The sequence below is a fragment of the Micromonospora sp. TSRI0369 genome (genome assembly GCF_001905625.1).
Lineage (GTDB): Bacteria > Actinomycetota > Actinomycetes > Mycobacteriales > Micromonosporaceae > Micromonospora > Micromonospora echinospora_A.
In genome coordinates, this window is the sequence record NZ_LIVU01000001.1 from 445884 (window position 1) to 460470 (window position 14587).

17 protein-coding genes are annotated in these 14587 nt (G+C 70.9%); 4 read left to right on the forward strand and 13 right to left on the reverse strand.

Annotated elements, in window-relative coordinates; all coding sequences use genetic code 11:
* Nucleotides 1-3: 3 nt before the first annotated feature.
* The 4 genes from AMK25_RS02150 to AMK25_RS02165 form a co-directional block, all read right to left on the reverse strand.
* Nucleotides 4-594 carry a SigE family RNA polymerase sigma factor gene (locus AMK25_RS02150; protein ID WP_338013368.1) on the reverse strand — a complete coding sequence of 197 codons (591 nt, stop codon included), beginning with the start codon at nt 592-594 and terminating at the stop codon, nt 4-6.
* A 502-nt stretch (nt 595-1096) separates the two neighbouring features.
* On the reverse strand, nt 1097-1378 hold the full coding sequence (locus tag AMK25_RS02155; RefSeq protein WP_073825727.1) for a hypothetical protein: 282 nt from the start codon (nt 1376-1378) through the stop codon (nt 1097-1099).
* Nucleotides 1379-1656: 278 nt separating this feature from the next.
* Complete coding sequence (gene cspE, locus AMK25_RS02160) at nt 1657-1860, reverse strand: transcription antiterminator/RNA stability regulator CspE (RefSeq protein WP_013283833.1); 204 nt, start codon at nt 1858-1860, stop codon at nt 1657-1659.
* 381 nt (nt 1861-2241) lie between these two features.
* Nucleotides 2242-2538, reverse strand: a complete 297-nt coding sequence (locus AMK25_RS02165) for a helix-turn-helix domain-containing protein (protein WP_073825730.1) — start codon at nt 2536-2538, stop codon at nt 2242-2244.
* A gap of 614 nt (nt 2539-3152) precedes the next feature.
* On the opposite strand from AMK25_RS02165, the gene AMK25_RS02170 reads away from it, so the two are divergent.
* A complete protein-coding gene (locus AMK25_RS02170) occupies nt 3153-3527 on the forward strand; it encodes a mycothiol transferase (RefSeq protein ID WP_083664595.1) in 375 nt (124 codons plus the stop codon).
* A gap of 15 nt (nt 3528-3542) precedes the next feature.
* Here AMK25_RS02170 and AMK25_RS02175 read toward each other — a convergent pair whose 3' ends face one another.
* Complete coding sequence (locus AMK25_RS02175) at nt 3543-4112, reverse strand: nucleotidyltransferase family protein (protein ID WP_073825733.1); 570 nt, start codon at nt 4110-4112, stop codon at nt 3543-3545.
* A 14-nt stretch (nt 4113-4126) separates the two neighbouring features.
* Nucleotides 4127-4747: a TetR/AcrR family transcriptional regulator gene (locus AMK25_RS02180; RefSeq protein WP_073825737.1), complete on the reverse strand. Its 621-nt coding sequence runs from the start codon at nt 4745-4747 to the stop codon at nt 4127-4129.
* Between the two features lie 137 nt (nt 4748-4884).
* Between AMK25_RS02180 and AMK25_RS02185 the strand changes: the two genes are divergently transcribed.
* Both AMK25_RS02185 and AMK25_RS02190 read left to right on the forward strand, forming a co-directional pair.
* Nucleotides 4885-5571 carry an SDR family NAD(P)-dependent oxidoreductase gene (locus AMK25_RS02185; protein ID WP_073825741.1) on the forward strand — a complete coding sequence of 229 codons (687 nt, stop codon included), beginning with the start codon at nt 4885-4887 and terminating at the stop codon, nt 5569-5571.
* A gap of 31 nt (nt 5572-5602) precedes the next feature.
* Nucleotides 5603-6256: an NADPH-dependent F420 reductase gene (locus tag AMK25_RS02190; RefSeq protein WP_073827034.1), complete on the forward strand. Its 654-nt coding sequence runs from the start codon at nt 5603-5605 to the stop codon at nt 6254-6256.
* Nucleotides 6257-6265: 9 nt separating this feature from the next.
* Here the strand turns inward: AMK25_RS02190 and AMK25_RS02195 are convergent, their stop codons facing one another.
* Both AMK25_RS02195 and AMK25_RS02200 read right to left on the reverse strand, forming a co-directional pair.
* Nucleotides 6266-6463, reverse strand: coding sequence for a hypothetical protein (locus AMK25_RS02195; RefSeq protein WP_073825745.1), 198 nt, complete (start codon nt 6461-6463; stop codon nt 6266-6268).
* A gap of 196 nt (nt 6464-6659) precedes the next feature.
* Nucleotides 6660-8048: a glycoside hydrolase family 6 protein gene (locus AMK25_RS02200; protein ID WP_073825750.1), complete on the reverse strand. Its 1389-nt coding sequence runs from the start codon at nt 8046-8048 to the stop codon at nt 6660-6662.
* A 156-nt stretch (nt 8049-8204) separates the two neighbouring features.
* Between AMK25_RS02200 and AMK25_RS02205 the strand changes: the two genes are divergently transcribed.
* Complete coding sequence (locus tag AMK25_RS02205; protein WP_073825754.1) at nt 8205-9479, forward strand: GAF domain-containing protein; 1275 nt, start codon at nt 8205-8207, stop codon at nt 9477-9479.
* 69 nt (nt 9480-9548) lie between these two features.
* Here AMK25_RS02205 and AMK25_RS02210 read toward each other — a convergent pair whose 3' ends face one another.
* The 5 genes from AMK25_RS02210 to AMK25_RS32285 all read right to left on the reverse strand — a co-directional run bounded on the left by AMK25_RS02210 (nt 9549) and on the right by AMK25_RS32285 (nt 14543).
* The gene (locus AMK25_RS02210) at nt 9549-11045 is read right to left on the reverse strand and encodes a glycoside hydrolase family 130 protein (protein ID WP_073827035.1); all 1497 of its coding nucleotides are present in this window, start codon (nt 11043-11045) and stop codon (nt 9549-9551) included.
* The gene (locus AMK25_RS02215) at nt 11042-12094 is read right to left on the reverse strand and encodes a glycosyltransferase (RefSeq protein ID WP_443189896.1); all 1053 of its coding nucleotides are present in this window, start codon (nt 12092-12094) and stop codon (nt 11042-11044) included. Before AMK25_RS02215 ends, AMK25_RS02210 begins: the two co-directional genes overlap by 4 nt.
* A complete protein-coding gene (locus tag AMK25_RS02220) occupies nt 12091-13227 on the reverse strand; it encodes a glycosyltransferase (protein ID WP_073825758.1) in 1137 nt (378 codons plus the stop codon). The genes AMK25_RS02215 and AMK25_RS02220 overlap by 4 nt, the downstream gene beginning before the upstream one ends.
* Nucleotides 13228-13359: 132 nt before the next feature.
* Nucleotides 13360-14373 carry a glycosyltransferase family 4 protein gene (locus tag AMK25_RS02225; protein ID WP_073825761.1) on the reverse strand — a complete coding sequence of 338 codons (1014 nt, stop codon included), beginning with the start codon at nt 14371-14373 and terminating at the stop codon, nt 13360-13362.
* Entirely contained in the window at nt 14370-14543 is a 174-nt protein-coding gene (locus tag AMK25_RS32285) for a hypothetical protein (protein WP_167796972.1), read from the reverse strand. Before AMK25_RS32285 ends, AMK25_RS02225 begins: the two co-directional genes overlap by 4 nt.
* Nucleotides 14544-14587 lie beyond the last annotated feature (44 nt).

The window sequence follows — 14587 nt, forward strand, 5'->3', positions numbered from 1 at the left end:
AGATCACGCAACCGCATGAGTCCACTCCTTTGTCGATGGTTCGATGAGATCGGTACGGTCGCCGCCGAGCGACTCGCGCAGCTTCGCCAGGCCACGGGACACCTGACTCTTGGCCGTGCCCACCGTGCAGTTCAGGACGCTGGCGGTGTCCTCCAGGCTCAGATCCAGGTAGTGCCGGAGCACGACTGCGGCTCGCTGCCGGGGTGGCACCGCGTCGAGCGCCGCCCGCAGGCGCATCCGCTCGTCGGTCGCACCGGCGGGGTCGCGCAGCGCGATGTCCGGCATGGCGTCACCGGCCGACCGCTCGCGTCGCCACGGCCGACGGGTCTCGTCGACCGCCGCCCGGTAGACCATGGTCTTGACGTAGAGATCGGGCCGGTCCAGCTTCCGCCAGCGGGGGTAAAGCCTGACCAGAGCGTTGGCCACGGCGTCCTCCGCCGCGTGCCAGTCGCCGCAGGTCACGTACGCCAGCTTGCGCAGTGACGCCATTTCTGACGTCACGAACTCGCGGAATGCTTGCTCGTCTTCGGCTATCAAGTCCACTGCCTCCTCGTGACGGAGGTAGAACGGAACCGCCCACCCGGAAAGTTGCACCGCTCGAAGAAGTGGGCGGATCGACAGGACGATCGAGCGGGTTCTACGGTCGCGCCGACGCGCCCTGAAGAGAGCATCGTCGCGGTCGAGCAGGTAGTGGTACCGGGCACTGCGGCTGGCCTCGGTCCGCGACGCGTACGCCGGGATGGTGCCGCAGGCCGCCTGAGCCGGGCGCGACCTGCGGCCGGGAGACCGGCGGGCCGGGCGCGGCAGCCAACGGCCCGGTCCCAGCTCGGAAGGATGACTCGGCTTCTGAAACGCGGGTTCAACCCGACGAAGACGCACTGCCACCGGGCCTGACCCGCGAGTGACACACCCAGGGCTGGCGACGGTCGGGGCAGCCGCACGCACCCGCGTCACGCACCCGGGACGCTCCGTCAGTGGCTGGAGAGTTGACGGTTCCAGGCAGAGCTGCCGATCAACACGGTCCTGCCCTCGTCGCTGCGTCGGAGCAGGTCGACCGCGTCGAGCTGCGATGTAGCAGCGGCCGTGCGGCGTACGGTCAGAATGGTGCGGGTCCGTGGCCTGCCAGCGACATCAATACCTGCGTGGCGAGTAGCTTGCGTATGCGGGTGACGGCGACTGTCCCTACCCGATCGTAGGGCAGCTCCAATTGCAGCCCCTGGTCTGCGTTGCGAAGGTCTGTCGTGATCTCGTCTGGACGGAACGTGCCGCCCCAGCCGTTGAGTCCTCCGCGCTGGTTGGTGCTGAGGGAAGCCATGCCGGAGATGCTGGTGCCGTCGACCAGGATCAGCCTCGCAGGACCGGAGTAGGTCGTCGTCATAGTCATCAACCCTTCAGAATTTGGCGCCGTGCACCCCGGGCCCTGGCTGTCTGACAGTCATCAGGAGGGAAGGCGTCGAGTCCGGCCATGGTGTGCTCCAACCGGACCGCGACCGTACGTGCCTCGACCGTCAGGGCGGCGGCGGTGCGGTATTCGGCTCGTGAGGGATAAGGGTCGCTGCTTGGCAGACTGGTGCCCGTGGTCCGAATGTGGTGAGCGCATGAGACGCCGAACGGCGGCCCGCTGAATCAGTCGGGCCGCCGTCCAGAAGGTGTGGATCAGAGCGGGCGGATGTTCTCCGCCTGCGGGCCCTTCTGGCCCTGGGTGATGTCGAACTCCACCTTCTGGTTCTCGTCGAGGCTGCGGAAGCCGCTCGCCGAGATCGCGGAGAAGTGGGCGAAGACGTCGGCGCCGCCGTCGTCCGGGCTGATGAAGCCGAAGCCCTTGTCGGCGTTGAACCACTTCACGGTGCCTGTAGTCATGTCTGCTCCTTCGCAGGCTGTTAGAGACCGCACGGTGCGGACCCTTACGCCGCCGCGTTGATCACCCGCGTCGAAACGACACGAAAACGAAAAGCGCCTGGATGGGTTTCAGATGCCCCATCAGGCGCCGGAAAACGTCTACGGAAATCAAAACTGCAACCCGGCTACCGTAGCACATGATCCGTCGTGGAGCCGATGGCGGTCGTCCTCGACGCGCTCAACGCCGGTCCGCCACGCGCGGGCACCGGCGGCCTACGGCCGCCTCGGGCCGCCGGTCACGAACAGCAACATCCCGGCCGATCGCCGGGATGCGGAGAGGCGCGACAAGCAGGAGTACGGGCTACCAGGACCGAGCCGGCCAGTCTGCCGCCGTGGCCCACGCTACTGCTTCTCGTTCTGCCGCAGGGCTTCCTCGAGCTGGTCTTCCAGGATGATGATCCGGCAGGCGGATTCCAGGGCGGTGCCCTGATCCACCATCTCGCGGGCCCGGGCGGCAAGACGCAACTGGTAGCGGGAGTAGCGGCGGTGCCCGCCGGCAGAGCGGTGCGGGTTGATCAGTTTCGCCTCGTCCAGGCGGCGCAGGAAGTCCTGCGTGGTGCCGAGCATCTCTGCGGCCTGACCGATGGTGTAGGCCGGAGTGTTCTCGTCGCCGAACATGTCATCGGGGTCTCGCCCCATGCCACCTCCATGTCGAGGGCCCCGGCGCATAAGCGCCGGGGCCCAGGGCTAACGGGTCAGAACACCATCTACCGACGGGAAAGTCGGCTTGTCGTATCCGCACCAGCCATCGAAGGCTTCGGGTGCGAGGATCGCATATGCGTGACCGGAGACCACCTCTCGTTCGATGGAAACTGCGGTGTCCGCCCGAGCCTGGAAAACGGCTACTGGCGGGCGATCCAACGGTGTACGGCCCTCCCTTTCCTCTGCTTACTTCTTACCCTTGCGGTCGTACGTCGTACGGTCCGTCGGCGCCGGAGCCCACGCGACTTCATGGCCCCGACACGTGCGGCGAACATCAGCTGGAGCCCTGAACAAGCCTTGGCCCCACCTGCATGCCCCATCGCGCATCACACGTTGAGGCTGACGTGCTCCTACTGCCGTTCCAGGCGGAACGAATTCCGCTTCTCACCGTCCGTCGTGACCTCACGGCCGGGCGGCCCCGTCTGCGTCTTGACGGATCTTCTCTCTCGACTCGAAGAAGATTATTCCACGCCGCCGAGGATGTCTAGTCGTTCCGACCTAGATTTTCTGGTCGACCGCCGTCAGGGTCAGCGGCGTGCCCCGGCAGGCACGTGAGGGCCGCGCCGACAGCTGAGCCCACCGAGCACCTCGGTCATGCGGAGCGCCACTGGTTCCAGGAGGTCTTTCGCGGTTCGGTGGAGCCGCTGCCCTGGCCGGACGAGAACACACCGCTGCGCACGTCTCGATCGCCGTCCCAGGTCTTCGACTTCTATCGCGACCAGTGCCAGGCCTCCGACGCGATCATCGCCGCGGCACCGTTGACGGCGGAGCCTGTCGGCCGGCACCCGGAGGAGCCGCTGGCGTCGCAGACCACCGACCTGCGGCGAATCGTTCTACACGTCATCGAGGAGACCGCCCGGCACGCCGGCCACCTGGATGTCGTGCGCGAACTCATCGACGGGCGGACCGGTCTGGGCCCGCGCTGAGCAACGAGCGACGACTCAGGTCACGACGCGGACGCCGGGCCAGCGTTCGGCGGGGCGGTGACGGGCCAGTCGTTGCCGGGAGACCTCCGGGTCGACCCGTGTCGGGTTGCGTCGCCACACGCCGTCGAGCAGGTCGTCGAGGCCGTGCGGCGCACACACCGAGATCCGGTCGTACGTGTCGAGGCGTACGGCCACGGCGGTGGCGTACTCGGGCCAGGTGGCGACCGCGTCGGCGATGGTGCGCAGCGGGTTCACCGGGCCACCGCCGAACTTGGCGGGATACCAGGTGTGCACGGCGGCCTGGTTCTTCGCCTCCCACGGCGGATCCGACCAGCTCGCCACCAGTCGCCGGGTGGCCCGGTCGTCGTTGTCGCGGCTCAGGTCCGCCGGGTCGAGGAAGACCACGTCGACGTCGCGCACGGACGAGAGGTCGAACCCGTGGCCGTACCGCTCGCCCCAGACTAGGTCGCGGATGACGCCCGCGCCGATCCAGGCGTCCGGCAGGCCGCAGTCCCGAACGACGCCCAGCGCCCGGACCAGCCAAGGGCTGCGCCAGACCAGGTCCCGCAGTTCGTCCTCCCGCATCGGTTCTCCTGAGATCAGGCGGAGGTCGCCGGGCCGGGCGCGAGGTTGAGCACTCGCATCGCGACGTCGACCGAGGCCTGGAGGTCCTCGCGGCTCGCGCCGGCCGCGGCGTGCACGGCGTGGCCCTCGCTGAGCGCCATCACGAACCGGGCGAGTGCCCGGCTGTCGACGCCTTCCGGGAGGTCTCCTTCCTTCGCCGCGCGGGACAGCCGTTCTTCCAGAGCGGTCTCGGTGGCGGCCCGGCCGGCGGCCAGCATCTCGGAGATGCGGGTGTTCTCCGGGGAGCAGGAGAGCCCTCCCTGGATGGAGAGGCAGCCGGCGGGGTGGTCATCGGCGGTCAGGCCGTCGGCGCTGGCGCGCAGGAAACTCTCCACGGCTGCGTACGCGGTGGGTTGTTCGAGTGCGGCGCGGGCGTTGGCCAGGTTGGTCTCGTGGTAGCGGGCGAAGGCCCGCCGGAACAGCTCCTCCTTGCTGCCGAAGGTGGCGTAGAGGCTCGGCCGGTTGATGCCCATCGCGCTGGTGAGGGAGCTGAGCGACGCGCCTTCGTAACCGTGTCGCCAGAAGACCTCGGCGGCCCGGTCGAGGACCGTCTGCTCGTCGAAGGCCCGCGGTCGTCCCGGTGTCGGAGTGCCCATACGACCACTCTACCGCTCGGTACAGAAGTGACGCAGCGCACCAACCGGTCGGTACAGAATCTTGTTACGGTGATGCCATAACCGATCAGTACAAAAGTGCGGCAGGGCCTCGGCTCACCGCGAACCGAGGGAGACGCATGACCGTCACATTGATCACCGGCGCGAACAAGGGCATCGGTTTCGCGACCGCCAGGCAGCTTCTGGACCTGGGGCACATCGTCTACGTCGGGGCCCGCGACAAGCGCAAGGGCGAGGAGGCGGCGGCAACGCTCGGCGCGCGGTTCCTGCACCTCGACGTGACCGACGACGCCTCGGTGACCGAGGCCCTGGCAACGATCGACGCGGCCGAGGGCCGGCTCGACGTCCTGGTCAACAACGCGGGCATCGCGGAGAGCGGCCCCGTCGACGGGCCCACCGCCCTGCGGGTGTTCGACACCAACGTGGTCGGGATCATCCGGGTCACCGAGGCGGCACTGCCCCTGCTGCGCAGATCCGCCAACCCCGTGGTGGTCACGGTGTCGAGCAGCGCGGGCTCCTTCTGGGCGACGAACCATCCCGACCGGCCGGAGTTCGATCTGCCGTTCCCGCTCTACTCGGCGTCCAAGGCGGCCGCCACCATGATCACCCTCAAGTACGCCAAGTCTCAGCCGGGCATCAAGTTCAACGCGGTCGAGCCGGGCTTCACCGCCACCGACATGACCGCAGCGCTCGGCGGCGGGAGATCACCGGCCGAGAGCGCCCGGATCGTCGTACGCCTGGCGACGCTCCCCCCGGACGGCCCGACCGGGACGCTCCAGGACGAGTCCGGGCACCTGAACTGGTAGCCACACAACTGACAGCTTTGAGGTGGAGACCATGACAACCATCGGCATCATCGGCGCGGGCGAGGTCGGCAGCCAGATCGCACGGGCGGCGATCGCGGCCGGATACGCGGTCGTCATCGCCAACTCGCGAGGGCCCGAAACGTTGGCCGGCCTCGTCGCCGAGCTGGGTCCGTCGGCGCGGGCGGCGTACGCCAGGGATGCCGCGGCGGCGGGCGACTTCGCCGTCGTCGCCGTACCCCTGAGGGTCGTCAACGACATGCCGGCCGAGGAACTCGCGGGCAAAGTCGTCCTGGACACGAACAATTACATGGTCTGGCGCGACGGGCACATCCCGGTCGTCGACTCGGGTGAGAAGACGGTCCACGAACTACGTCAGGAACAGCTCCCCACGTCGAAGGTCGCCAAGGCGTTCACCCACATCCAGGCGCCCCGCCTTCTCACCTCCGCCCGGCCTGCCGGCGCCCCTGACCGGCTGGCGCTCTCCGTCTCCAGCAACTTCCCTGAGGCGGTTGCTCTGGTGACGCGGCTGTACGACCAGTTCGGCTTCGACACCGTGGACAACAGCCCGCTGAGCGAATCCTGGCGCAGCGGCCCCGGCCAGCCCGCGTGGATCCGGCACGCGCACCAGAACCGCGAGGAGCTGGCCCTCAACCTGAGGAGAGCGCGGCGACTCGCGCGGGCGTGATTCTCGGCGTCAGCGCCGCGTGGACTCGACGGCGCTCTCGCGGGCGGGCCCCTCCGCGGTGAACGGGCTGCGCAGGCGGGTCATGGAGGCGGCGCTGATGTCCGCGGCCGGACTGCGCTCCTCGTCGGTGGCCTTGACCCCCTCGACACCGAAGGGATTCAGGGCGAATGTCTTGTCGGGCACGTCGTGCTCCAAGGGAATCTGCACGGCAGCACTCGACTCAGTCGTCGCGGCTGAGAAACCGTGGGAAGGGCAGGGGGTCGGCGATCAGCCGTCGGTACCCCGCATCGACAGCGTAACCCCCGCCGGCCGCCTGAGCGAGCCGCGCCGACCAGGAGCACGCGGACGGGCCCGGCGCGGAGGAGCGTTCCTCCGTGCCGGGCCCGTCCGGACGTCGTGCGGGTCAGGCGGCGCAGGTGGCCGTCGCGCCCTGACCGGTTCCGGTGCCCTGGAACCCGAAGTTGGTCGTCTGCCCGGCGCCCACCTGTCCGTTGTAGCCCACGTTCGTGAACCGGACGGTGCCGCTGGTGCCGCTGGCCTGAGCGTTCCAGGTGCCGGTGATCGCGGCGCCGCTGGGCAGCGCGATGGTCACGGTCCAGCCGTTGATGCTCGCCGAGCCGGCGGTGACGTTCACGCTCGCGGTGAAGCCGCCGTTCCACTGGTTGATCGCGACCGACGCGGAGCAGCCGTTACCCGCCGGCGGCGGCGTGGTCGGGGGTGCCGTGGTCGGCGGAGCGGTGGTGGGCGGCGCGGTGGTCGGCGGAGCGGTGGTCGGCGGGTTGGTCGTCGGCGGCGCGGTGGTGGGCGGCGGGTTGGGCGCGCCGTTGGCCAGGCTGAAGGCCAGGTCCGGCTGGAACGAACCGGCCGTGTAGCGGCAGCCGTCCGCCTCGCCCGGCGGCTTCACCCAGAGGTACGCGTCGATGTTGGCGTCGCCGGTGTTCGTCGTGGGGTACTGCCCGATGCGCCGGTCGGTGTTGTCGTCGGCGCACCAGTCCCCGGCCGCTCCGCCGTTGCGGCTGGTGTCGATGACCTGCCGCTTGCCGGAGATGCCCATGCCGTTGAGGGCGGAGATGACGGCCCGGCCGAAGTTCGCCTCGCTGGACGTCGGGTTGAAGTTCGACACGTTTGTGAAGAACCCGTCGGCGTACTGCACGCCGGCCGCCCGGAGCCGGTTGGCCGTGTCGTTCGCGCTGTTCCAGGTGGAGTGGCCGCCGTCGAGGTACACCTTGGCGTTGGGGTTGCCCGACTTGATGGTCTGGGTCGCCGTGGTGAGCGCCTGGTTGCGGGCGTTCAGCTCGCTGGTGCTCAGGCAGGTCTGCAGGGCGAGCGAGTCGGTCTCCAGGATGATCAGGACCGTCTGGTTGCCGAGCCCGCGGGCGAAGTTGGACACCCAGGTCTGGTACTGGTTGAGGTCCGGAGCGCCACCGGCGCTGGCTCCGCCGCAGTCCCGGTTGGTGATCTCGTACACCGACAGCACCGGGATCTGCTGCGCCGCGTTGGCGGCGCCGATGAAGCTGGAAACCTCGGACTGGATGGTCGACGGGTTGAAGTTGGCGTACCAGCGCGCCTGCGGCTGGCTGGCGATCTTGTCCCGGATCACGGCGGCGCGGGAGTCGCCGGGGTTGGCGGCGACCCAGCGGACCACTGCCGAACTCGGGTCGCGGTAGAGCGACCCGGACACGGTGCCGGCGGACGCGCCGCCGACGGCGAGACCGACGCCGGCGGCGGCGAGGCCCGCGACGGCCGCCACACTGATGGCCGCTGACCTGCGGCGGGCGGAGAGGATAGCCACGACGTGTTTCCTCCTGATCACATCGAAGTATCTAAGTTCATGGGAGCGTTCCCATGGACGGTAACGGAGGCGGGCGTCGATGCCAAGATGTGAACGTCGGCCACTGCCCCGTAATGTGGCAACGATCGACGAAGCGGCGTGGGAGGAAGACCAGGCATGACGGCGCAACCGGGCCAGCATCTGCCCACGCCAACGCCCGCTGACGAGGATCTGCGGACGCTGTTCGGGCAGTCCATCGCCGTCTTCGCGGCGCTTGCCGGGCCGACCCACGTGGTGGAGGCGGCGAACCCGGCGTTCTTCACCGCCATCGGTGAGGAACGCGCACGTACGGGAGTCGCCCTCGCCGAGTTGATGCCGGAACTGGACGGCCAGGGCTTCATCGCCCTGCTGGACGAGGTCTACCGGACGGGCGAGTCCTACACCGGTCACGACGCCCGGATCATGCTGGGCACCGGGTCGCACGCGCGGGAGGCGTTCTTCGACTTCACCTACGAGCCGCGCCGCGACGCCGCCGGCACGGTGACCGGGATCCGCGTGATCGGGGTGGAGACCACGCAGGTCAAGCACGCGCAACGGCTGATGGCCGAACACCGCGCCATGCTGGAGCAGATCGCCCGGCAGGCGCCCCTGGCCGAGGTGCTCGACGGGATGGCCCGCTGCATCGAGAACCTCGCACCGCAGGAGGTCCTCGTCTCCGTCCTGCTCGCCGACGCCGACGGCCGGCACCTGCGCCACGGCGCCGCGCCCAGCCTGCCCGACTTCTACAACGAGGCCATCGACGGGATTGCCACCGGTGAGGGCCTCGGCTCGTGCGGCACCGCCGCGCACCGGCGGGAACCGGTAGTCGTCACCGACATCGCCACCGACCCGTTCTGGGCCGACTTCCGCGATCTGGCCGAGCGGGCCGGGCTCGCCGCCTGCTGGTCCACGCCGATCCTGGCCCGCGACGGCAGCCTGCTCGGCACGTTCGCCATGTACCACCGCACCCCGCGCGTCCCGCGGGACACCGACCTGGCCCTCGCCCGGGTCTTCACCGGCACCGCCGCCCTGGCCATCGAACGTCACCACATCGAACAGGCGAAGTCCGAAGCGGACGCTCGCGCGCGGGCCGCGCACGACGAGCTGGCCCGGGTAGTGCGGGCGGAGCGGGAGCTACGGGCCGAGGCGGAGCAACGCGCCGCCGCGGCAGCGAAACTCACCGCCCGGCTGCGCGCCGCCGCCGCGGCGCAGGCCGCCAGTCCCCGCCCCGGGCAGTGTCAGCTCGGCGGCAGCGACGGCTGCGCCGCACCCGCCGAGATCAAGGTCGCCGACTCGTGGGGTGACTCGGCGTGGGGCTGCCCGGTGCACGTCGAGGAAGCCATCATCAACGTCCGCTCGGTCTTCATCGCCAACGAGGAGCTCGGCGGCCTGGCCGCCTACCTCAACCGCTGACCACCGGTCGATCCCGCGCCCGGGAAGCGTCGACGCCGCGCCGAGGCCTGGAGCGGGCGCGTCCTTCGTCTACTCCGCCGCCTGGGTGGAGGGGCCGTGCGGCGATCGCACCATCGCCCCGATGAGCGCGGCCAGCGGCACGGTGGCGAAGCCGACCCGGGCGTCGCTCGCCCCGTACGGCAGCCACAGCTCGCCGGCGTGGACGAGCCCGCCGCAGGAGTAGACGACGTTGGGCACGTATCCGTCCCGGTCTGCCTCGTCGGGTGACAAGAGCGCGCCGGGAAGCCGTGCGACGACCCGCTCCGGCCGGCGCAGGTCGAGCAGGAGCGCGCCGATGGCGTAGCGGCGCATCGGGCCGACGCCGTGGGTGAGCACCAGCCAGCCGTCGTCGGTTTCGATGGGCGATCCGCAGTTGCCGACCTGGATCAGCTCCCAGCTGTCGCGAGGGGCGTGCAGCGGCACCGGTTCCTGCCAGCGGTTCTCGCCGTTCAGACAGGTCAGGCCGATGGTCTCGCCGTCGGCGCGGCACAGGGCGAGGTGCCGGCCGCCGACGGTACGGGGGAACAGCGCGACGCCCTTGTTGCGGACGCCCGGCCCACGCATCGGGGTGGCCTCGAAGCGGCGCAGGTCGGTGCTGGCCAGCGCGCGGGTGGCGATGCGCCGGCCGTCGTAGGCGGTGTAGGTGGCCCGGTACACCGGTCCGTTCTCGTCGGTGAACCGCACGAACCGGGCGTCCTCCATGCCGTTGCTCTCCGCCGGCGTGGCCGGCCAGAGCACCCGTTGATGCAGGGCGGTGTCGGCGGGGAAGGCGGTGGCGTAGCCGGCGGCGTTGGTGCGGCGCAGTTGTTCGAGACTGGCCATCCCGCTACTGCGGGACAGCAGGTCTGGTGGCAGGTCGCCGAGCACCCGCTCGAAGGTGGCGTCGTCGTACCGTTCGGGCAGGGCGTCCAGCACGGTGGCGGTGATCTCGTTGTCGCAGTCCACCTCGGCCAGGCCGGCGGCGAGGAGGTCCCGCCGGTGCCGTACGCCGGTCCGCTGCCCCACCACGAGCGGACCGGAGCGTTCGGCGACGGACAGCCGGCGTCCGGGGCCGAGGACTGCGGTGGCGAAGCCGATGGACGACAGGTGGCCCTCGCCGATCTGGCGCAGGCTGACCGCGACGCGTACCTGCCCGGCGCTCAGACCGGTCTGATCGGGGTGGACCACCATCGACGGGTTGCACAGCGCGGCGGACTCGACCGCGTACTCGTGACTGAAGTAGGCGCCGACCAGGAGACGGGCGGCGGGGGAAAGGTCCCAGGCCCGAGCGGCGCGGTGCCGCACCAGGTCGTAGTGGTGATGAAGCCGGCCGTCCAGGTCCCGGTGCCGAGCTCCGAAACGCTCGAAGGTGGCCCGCAACAGGCGGCCGGTCTCCTCCTCGTCGAGGTGCGCGACGCGGTCGATGAGCGCCCGCGCGCGGGTGTGCACCAGGGCGGCGTCCTCGCCCGGGACGAAGAGTTTGAGAATCACCCGGCGTGGGTCCGGGGTGAGGACGACGTCCTGCCGGACGGCCAGGCCCCCGGTCACGACCACCGCCGGGCGTGCTGCAGGGTGGAGATCAGGGCGAGGGTCGACTCAGCGCCCTGGTTGGCGTTCGGCCCGTGCGTGGTCAGACCGTCGTAGGCGCCGCCGGTCGCCGGATCCCACATCCGCGTACCAATGTCGTTCTCGCCGAGGAACCACCCCACCGCCTGCCGTATCCCGGCCTCCCAGCCGCGATCGCCGGTGACCTCGGCGGCCGTGGCGCAGGCGTCGGCGAAGGCGGCGACCTCGATCGGTTGCTGGTCGTGGCGCAACCGTGCCGCGCCGCGCTGCCACCCGCCGGCGGGTACGACCGACAGCCGCCCGTCGCGCAGCTGGACCTCACGCAGCCAGGCCAGCATCCGTAGCCCGTCGTCGAGGGACGGACCGTCGTGACGCAGCTGGCTGGCGGCGACGACGACCTCCGCGAGGGCCGCGCTGGCGTAGGTCAGCCCTTGCTGCGGCCAGGGCCACCGCGGGTCGGATCCGGGGCCGCCGATCGTCGTCGCGGCGTCCGTCAGCAGCGCCGCTGCGGCAGCGTGGGCCGGGTGGCGGCGAAGCACCTCGACCGCGCCGAGCCCGGCGAAGGCCATCGTGTGCGGCGCCGGGGAGCGCCGGTTGGCGCCCCGGCTGAAGGCGACGAGTGCCTCCTCCCGGATCCAGGCGGCGGGACTGCGGGCAGCGGCGGTGCCGAGCCCCCACAGCGCCCGGCCCCACCAGTCGCCGAGGCCGGCCTCGTCGGTCCAGCGCCGGTCGTGCCCGAGCCGGTTGCGGAAGGCACCGCCGGCGTCCTGGGCGTGGGTCAGGAAGGCGAGGTAGCGCTCGGCGAGCCGGAGCACCTCCTCCGCCGGCTCCGGTTCCCGGCTGGTGACGACCAGGCCGCGGGCGACGTCGTCAGTGCAGTAACCGTGCTCGCGCCGGACGATGGCGTGCCGGGCGTGTTCGAACAGCCCGGTGTCGTCACTCAACCGGATCAGGTGCGCGAAGCTCGGCCGGGGCGCCGGATGCCGGCGGGCGCTGCCCGGCATGCTGGACAGACCGGTGGTCGCGGTCACGCCGATGCCGCACTGGCCGCGGGAAGGCGGGCGGCGACGAGCCGTTCGGCGAGGGCGCCGTAGCGGGCCGCCACCGCCGGCCAGCGCAGGTCTGGGGCGAGCGGGCGGACACGGCCGGCCAGCCGGGCCGCCAGGCCCGGTTCGCTGAGGATCCGCCGGATCGCGGCGGCCAGCGCCGCCGGATCCCGATGGGGTACGACCAGACCGGGGCCGCCAGTGAGCAGTTCGACCGCGTGCGGGAAGGCCGTGGCCACGACGGGCACCCCGGCGGCCACCGCCTCGACGAGCACCCCGGACGTGACCTGTTCGCGGGAGTCGTAGGGCAGCACGACCACATCGGCGGAGCGGATCAACCGGCCGAGGGCGGCTGGGTCATGGTAGACGTCCTGGTAGTCCACGGCGTGGGCGATGCCGAGCTGCGCGCCGAGCCGGTGCAGTCCCGACCGGTACGCCTCCCCGTCGTGCTCGACCACCTTCGGGTGGGTGCGGCCGGCGACGGTGTAGGTGGGGGTCGGGTCGAGGTCCTGCAACCGCGCCAGCGCCTGCAACGACCACTCGACGCCCTTGCCGGGGCCGAGCAGTCCCCAGGTCAGCAGGTGTGGGCGGGTACGGCGGTCGGCGGGCACGCGGACGTGCTCGGCGGCGCCGTGCGGGATGACGGTGACCTTCTCCGGCCGTACGGAGTAGCCGACGAGCAGCCGGTCGCGAGCCGTGCCGGTCATCGTGACGACCGCTGCGGCGGCGGTGACGATCTGCTCCAGCAGGGACTTCTGCCGGGCGGTGGGACGGCGGAGCACGGTGTGCAGGACCACGATGCTGGGCACGGTGAGCCGGCGCAACACCGGCAGGACGTCCTCGCCGTCGGCCCCGGGGTAGATGCCGTACTCGTGCTGCACGACGGCCACGTCGAAGGCGTTCAGGGCGGCCGCGGCGTCCCGCCATCCGGCCTGGGTGCACGTCGACCAGGTGTGCACGACCCCGGGCCCGGCCCGCTGGTCGTCGCCGCGGTCGGTGACCCGGACGATGCCACCGCGCGTGCCGTCGGCGGTCAGGTGGGCGGCGAGGGTGAAGTTGAAGGTGGCCAGTCCACACCGTGTCGGCGGGTGGGTGCTGAGAAATCCGTAGCTGGGCATGGGTGTCGGGCCTTCCGGTTGTCGGCCACCTCCGAGTTACGGGGACGAGCCTCACGCGGTATCGGCGTACGCCGGCCAGCGTGTGTGGCCGGCGGAACGGATTCGGGAGCTGCCCGGCGCCGCCCGGCAGGTTCAGCGTCTCGGTCTACGGATGAGGTCGTCGTAGACGGCAAGGTATTCGGTGGCCATCCGGTCGCCGCCGAAGCGCTCGCGGGCCCGCGCCCCACAGCCGGCCCGGTCCAGCTCGGCAGCCCGGGTGACGGCGTCGACGGCCTGCTCGACGGTGTGCACGAGGAAGCCCGTCACCCCTTCGTCGACCACCTCCGGCATGGATCCTCGCGCGTACGCGACGACAGGCGTGCCGCAGGCCATCGACTCCACCACAGACAGTCCGAACGGCTCGTCGAAGGCGATCGGGTGCAGCAGCGCGATGCTCGCGCCCAGCACCTCCGCACGTCGTTTCGGGCCGACCGAGCCGAGGAAGACGACCTGGTCGCCGTCGATGTGCGGGGCCACCTGTTCGGCGAAGTACCGCTCGTCCTGCACGATGCCGCAGATGGTCAGCGGCCGTCCGGCGCGGCGGGCGATCTCGATGGCGGTGTGGATGCCCTTGTCCGGATGGACCCGGCCGAAGGCGGCCAGTCCCGGGCCGGCATCCGGCCTGAACGGCAGCCCGCTGAGGTCGACACCGTGGTGCACGGTGGCGACGTAGTCGAGTTGCGCGCTCCGGTCGGCGTCGGAGATCGACACGTAGGACGAGCGGGCCCGGGCGTACGCGGGGAGGATGCCCGCGCCGGAGAAGCCGTGCACGGTGGTCAGCAGCGGAGCACGACAGTGTTCGGCGAACGCCAGCGGCAGCCAGTCGAGATGACTGTGCACCAGGTCGAACTGGCCGGAACGGGCCATCGCGTGGGACACGTGCATCGCCTCCCACACCCGCCCGTCCATTCCGGGGTCGTCGGCGTAGCCACGGGGGCACACGCCGTCGAGGGCGGCGGAGGTGACGGAGTCGAGTGTCGCGAAGAGGGTCACGTCCACGCCACGAGTGACCAACCCTTCGGCGAGCAGCCCGGTCACCTGCTCCCAGGGGCCGTAGTGGTGCGGGGGTGTCCGCCAGGCGATCGGCCCGAGCAGGGCAACTCTCACCAGGACCGGGTGGCGGCGAGGTCGGCCGGATCGAGACGCAGGGTGGCGAGCAGCCCGGCGTGCTGGTCGGAATCCACCAGCTCCGGCAGTTCCCGCTCGACCCATTCGGCCCTGACCTGCTGCCCGCGCTCGCGCAGCGCCGCAGCGATCCGGTATCTGGCGATCCTCATCGGTACCCCCTTGTGAAGCGGTGCGGAACGGTCATGGCCCGCCC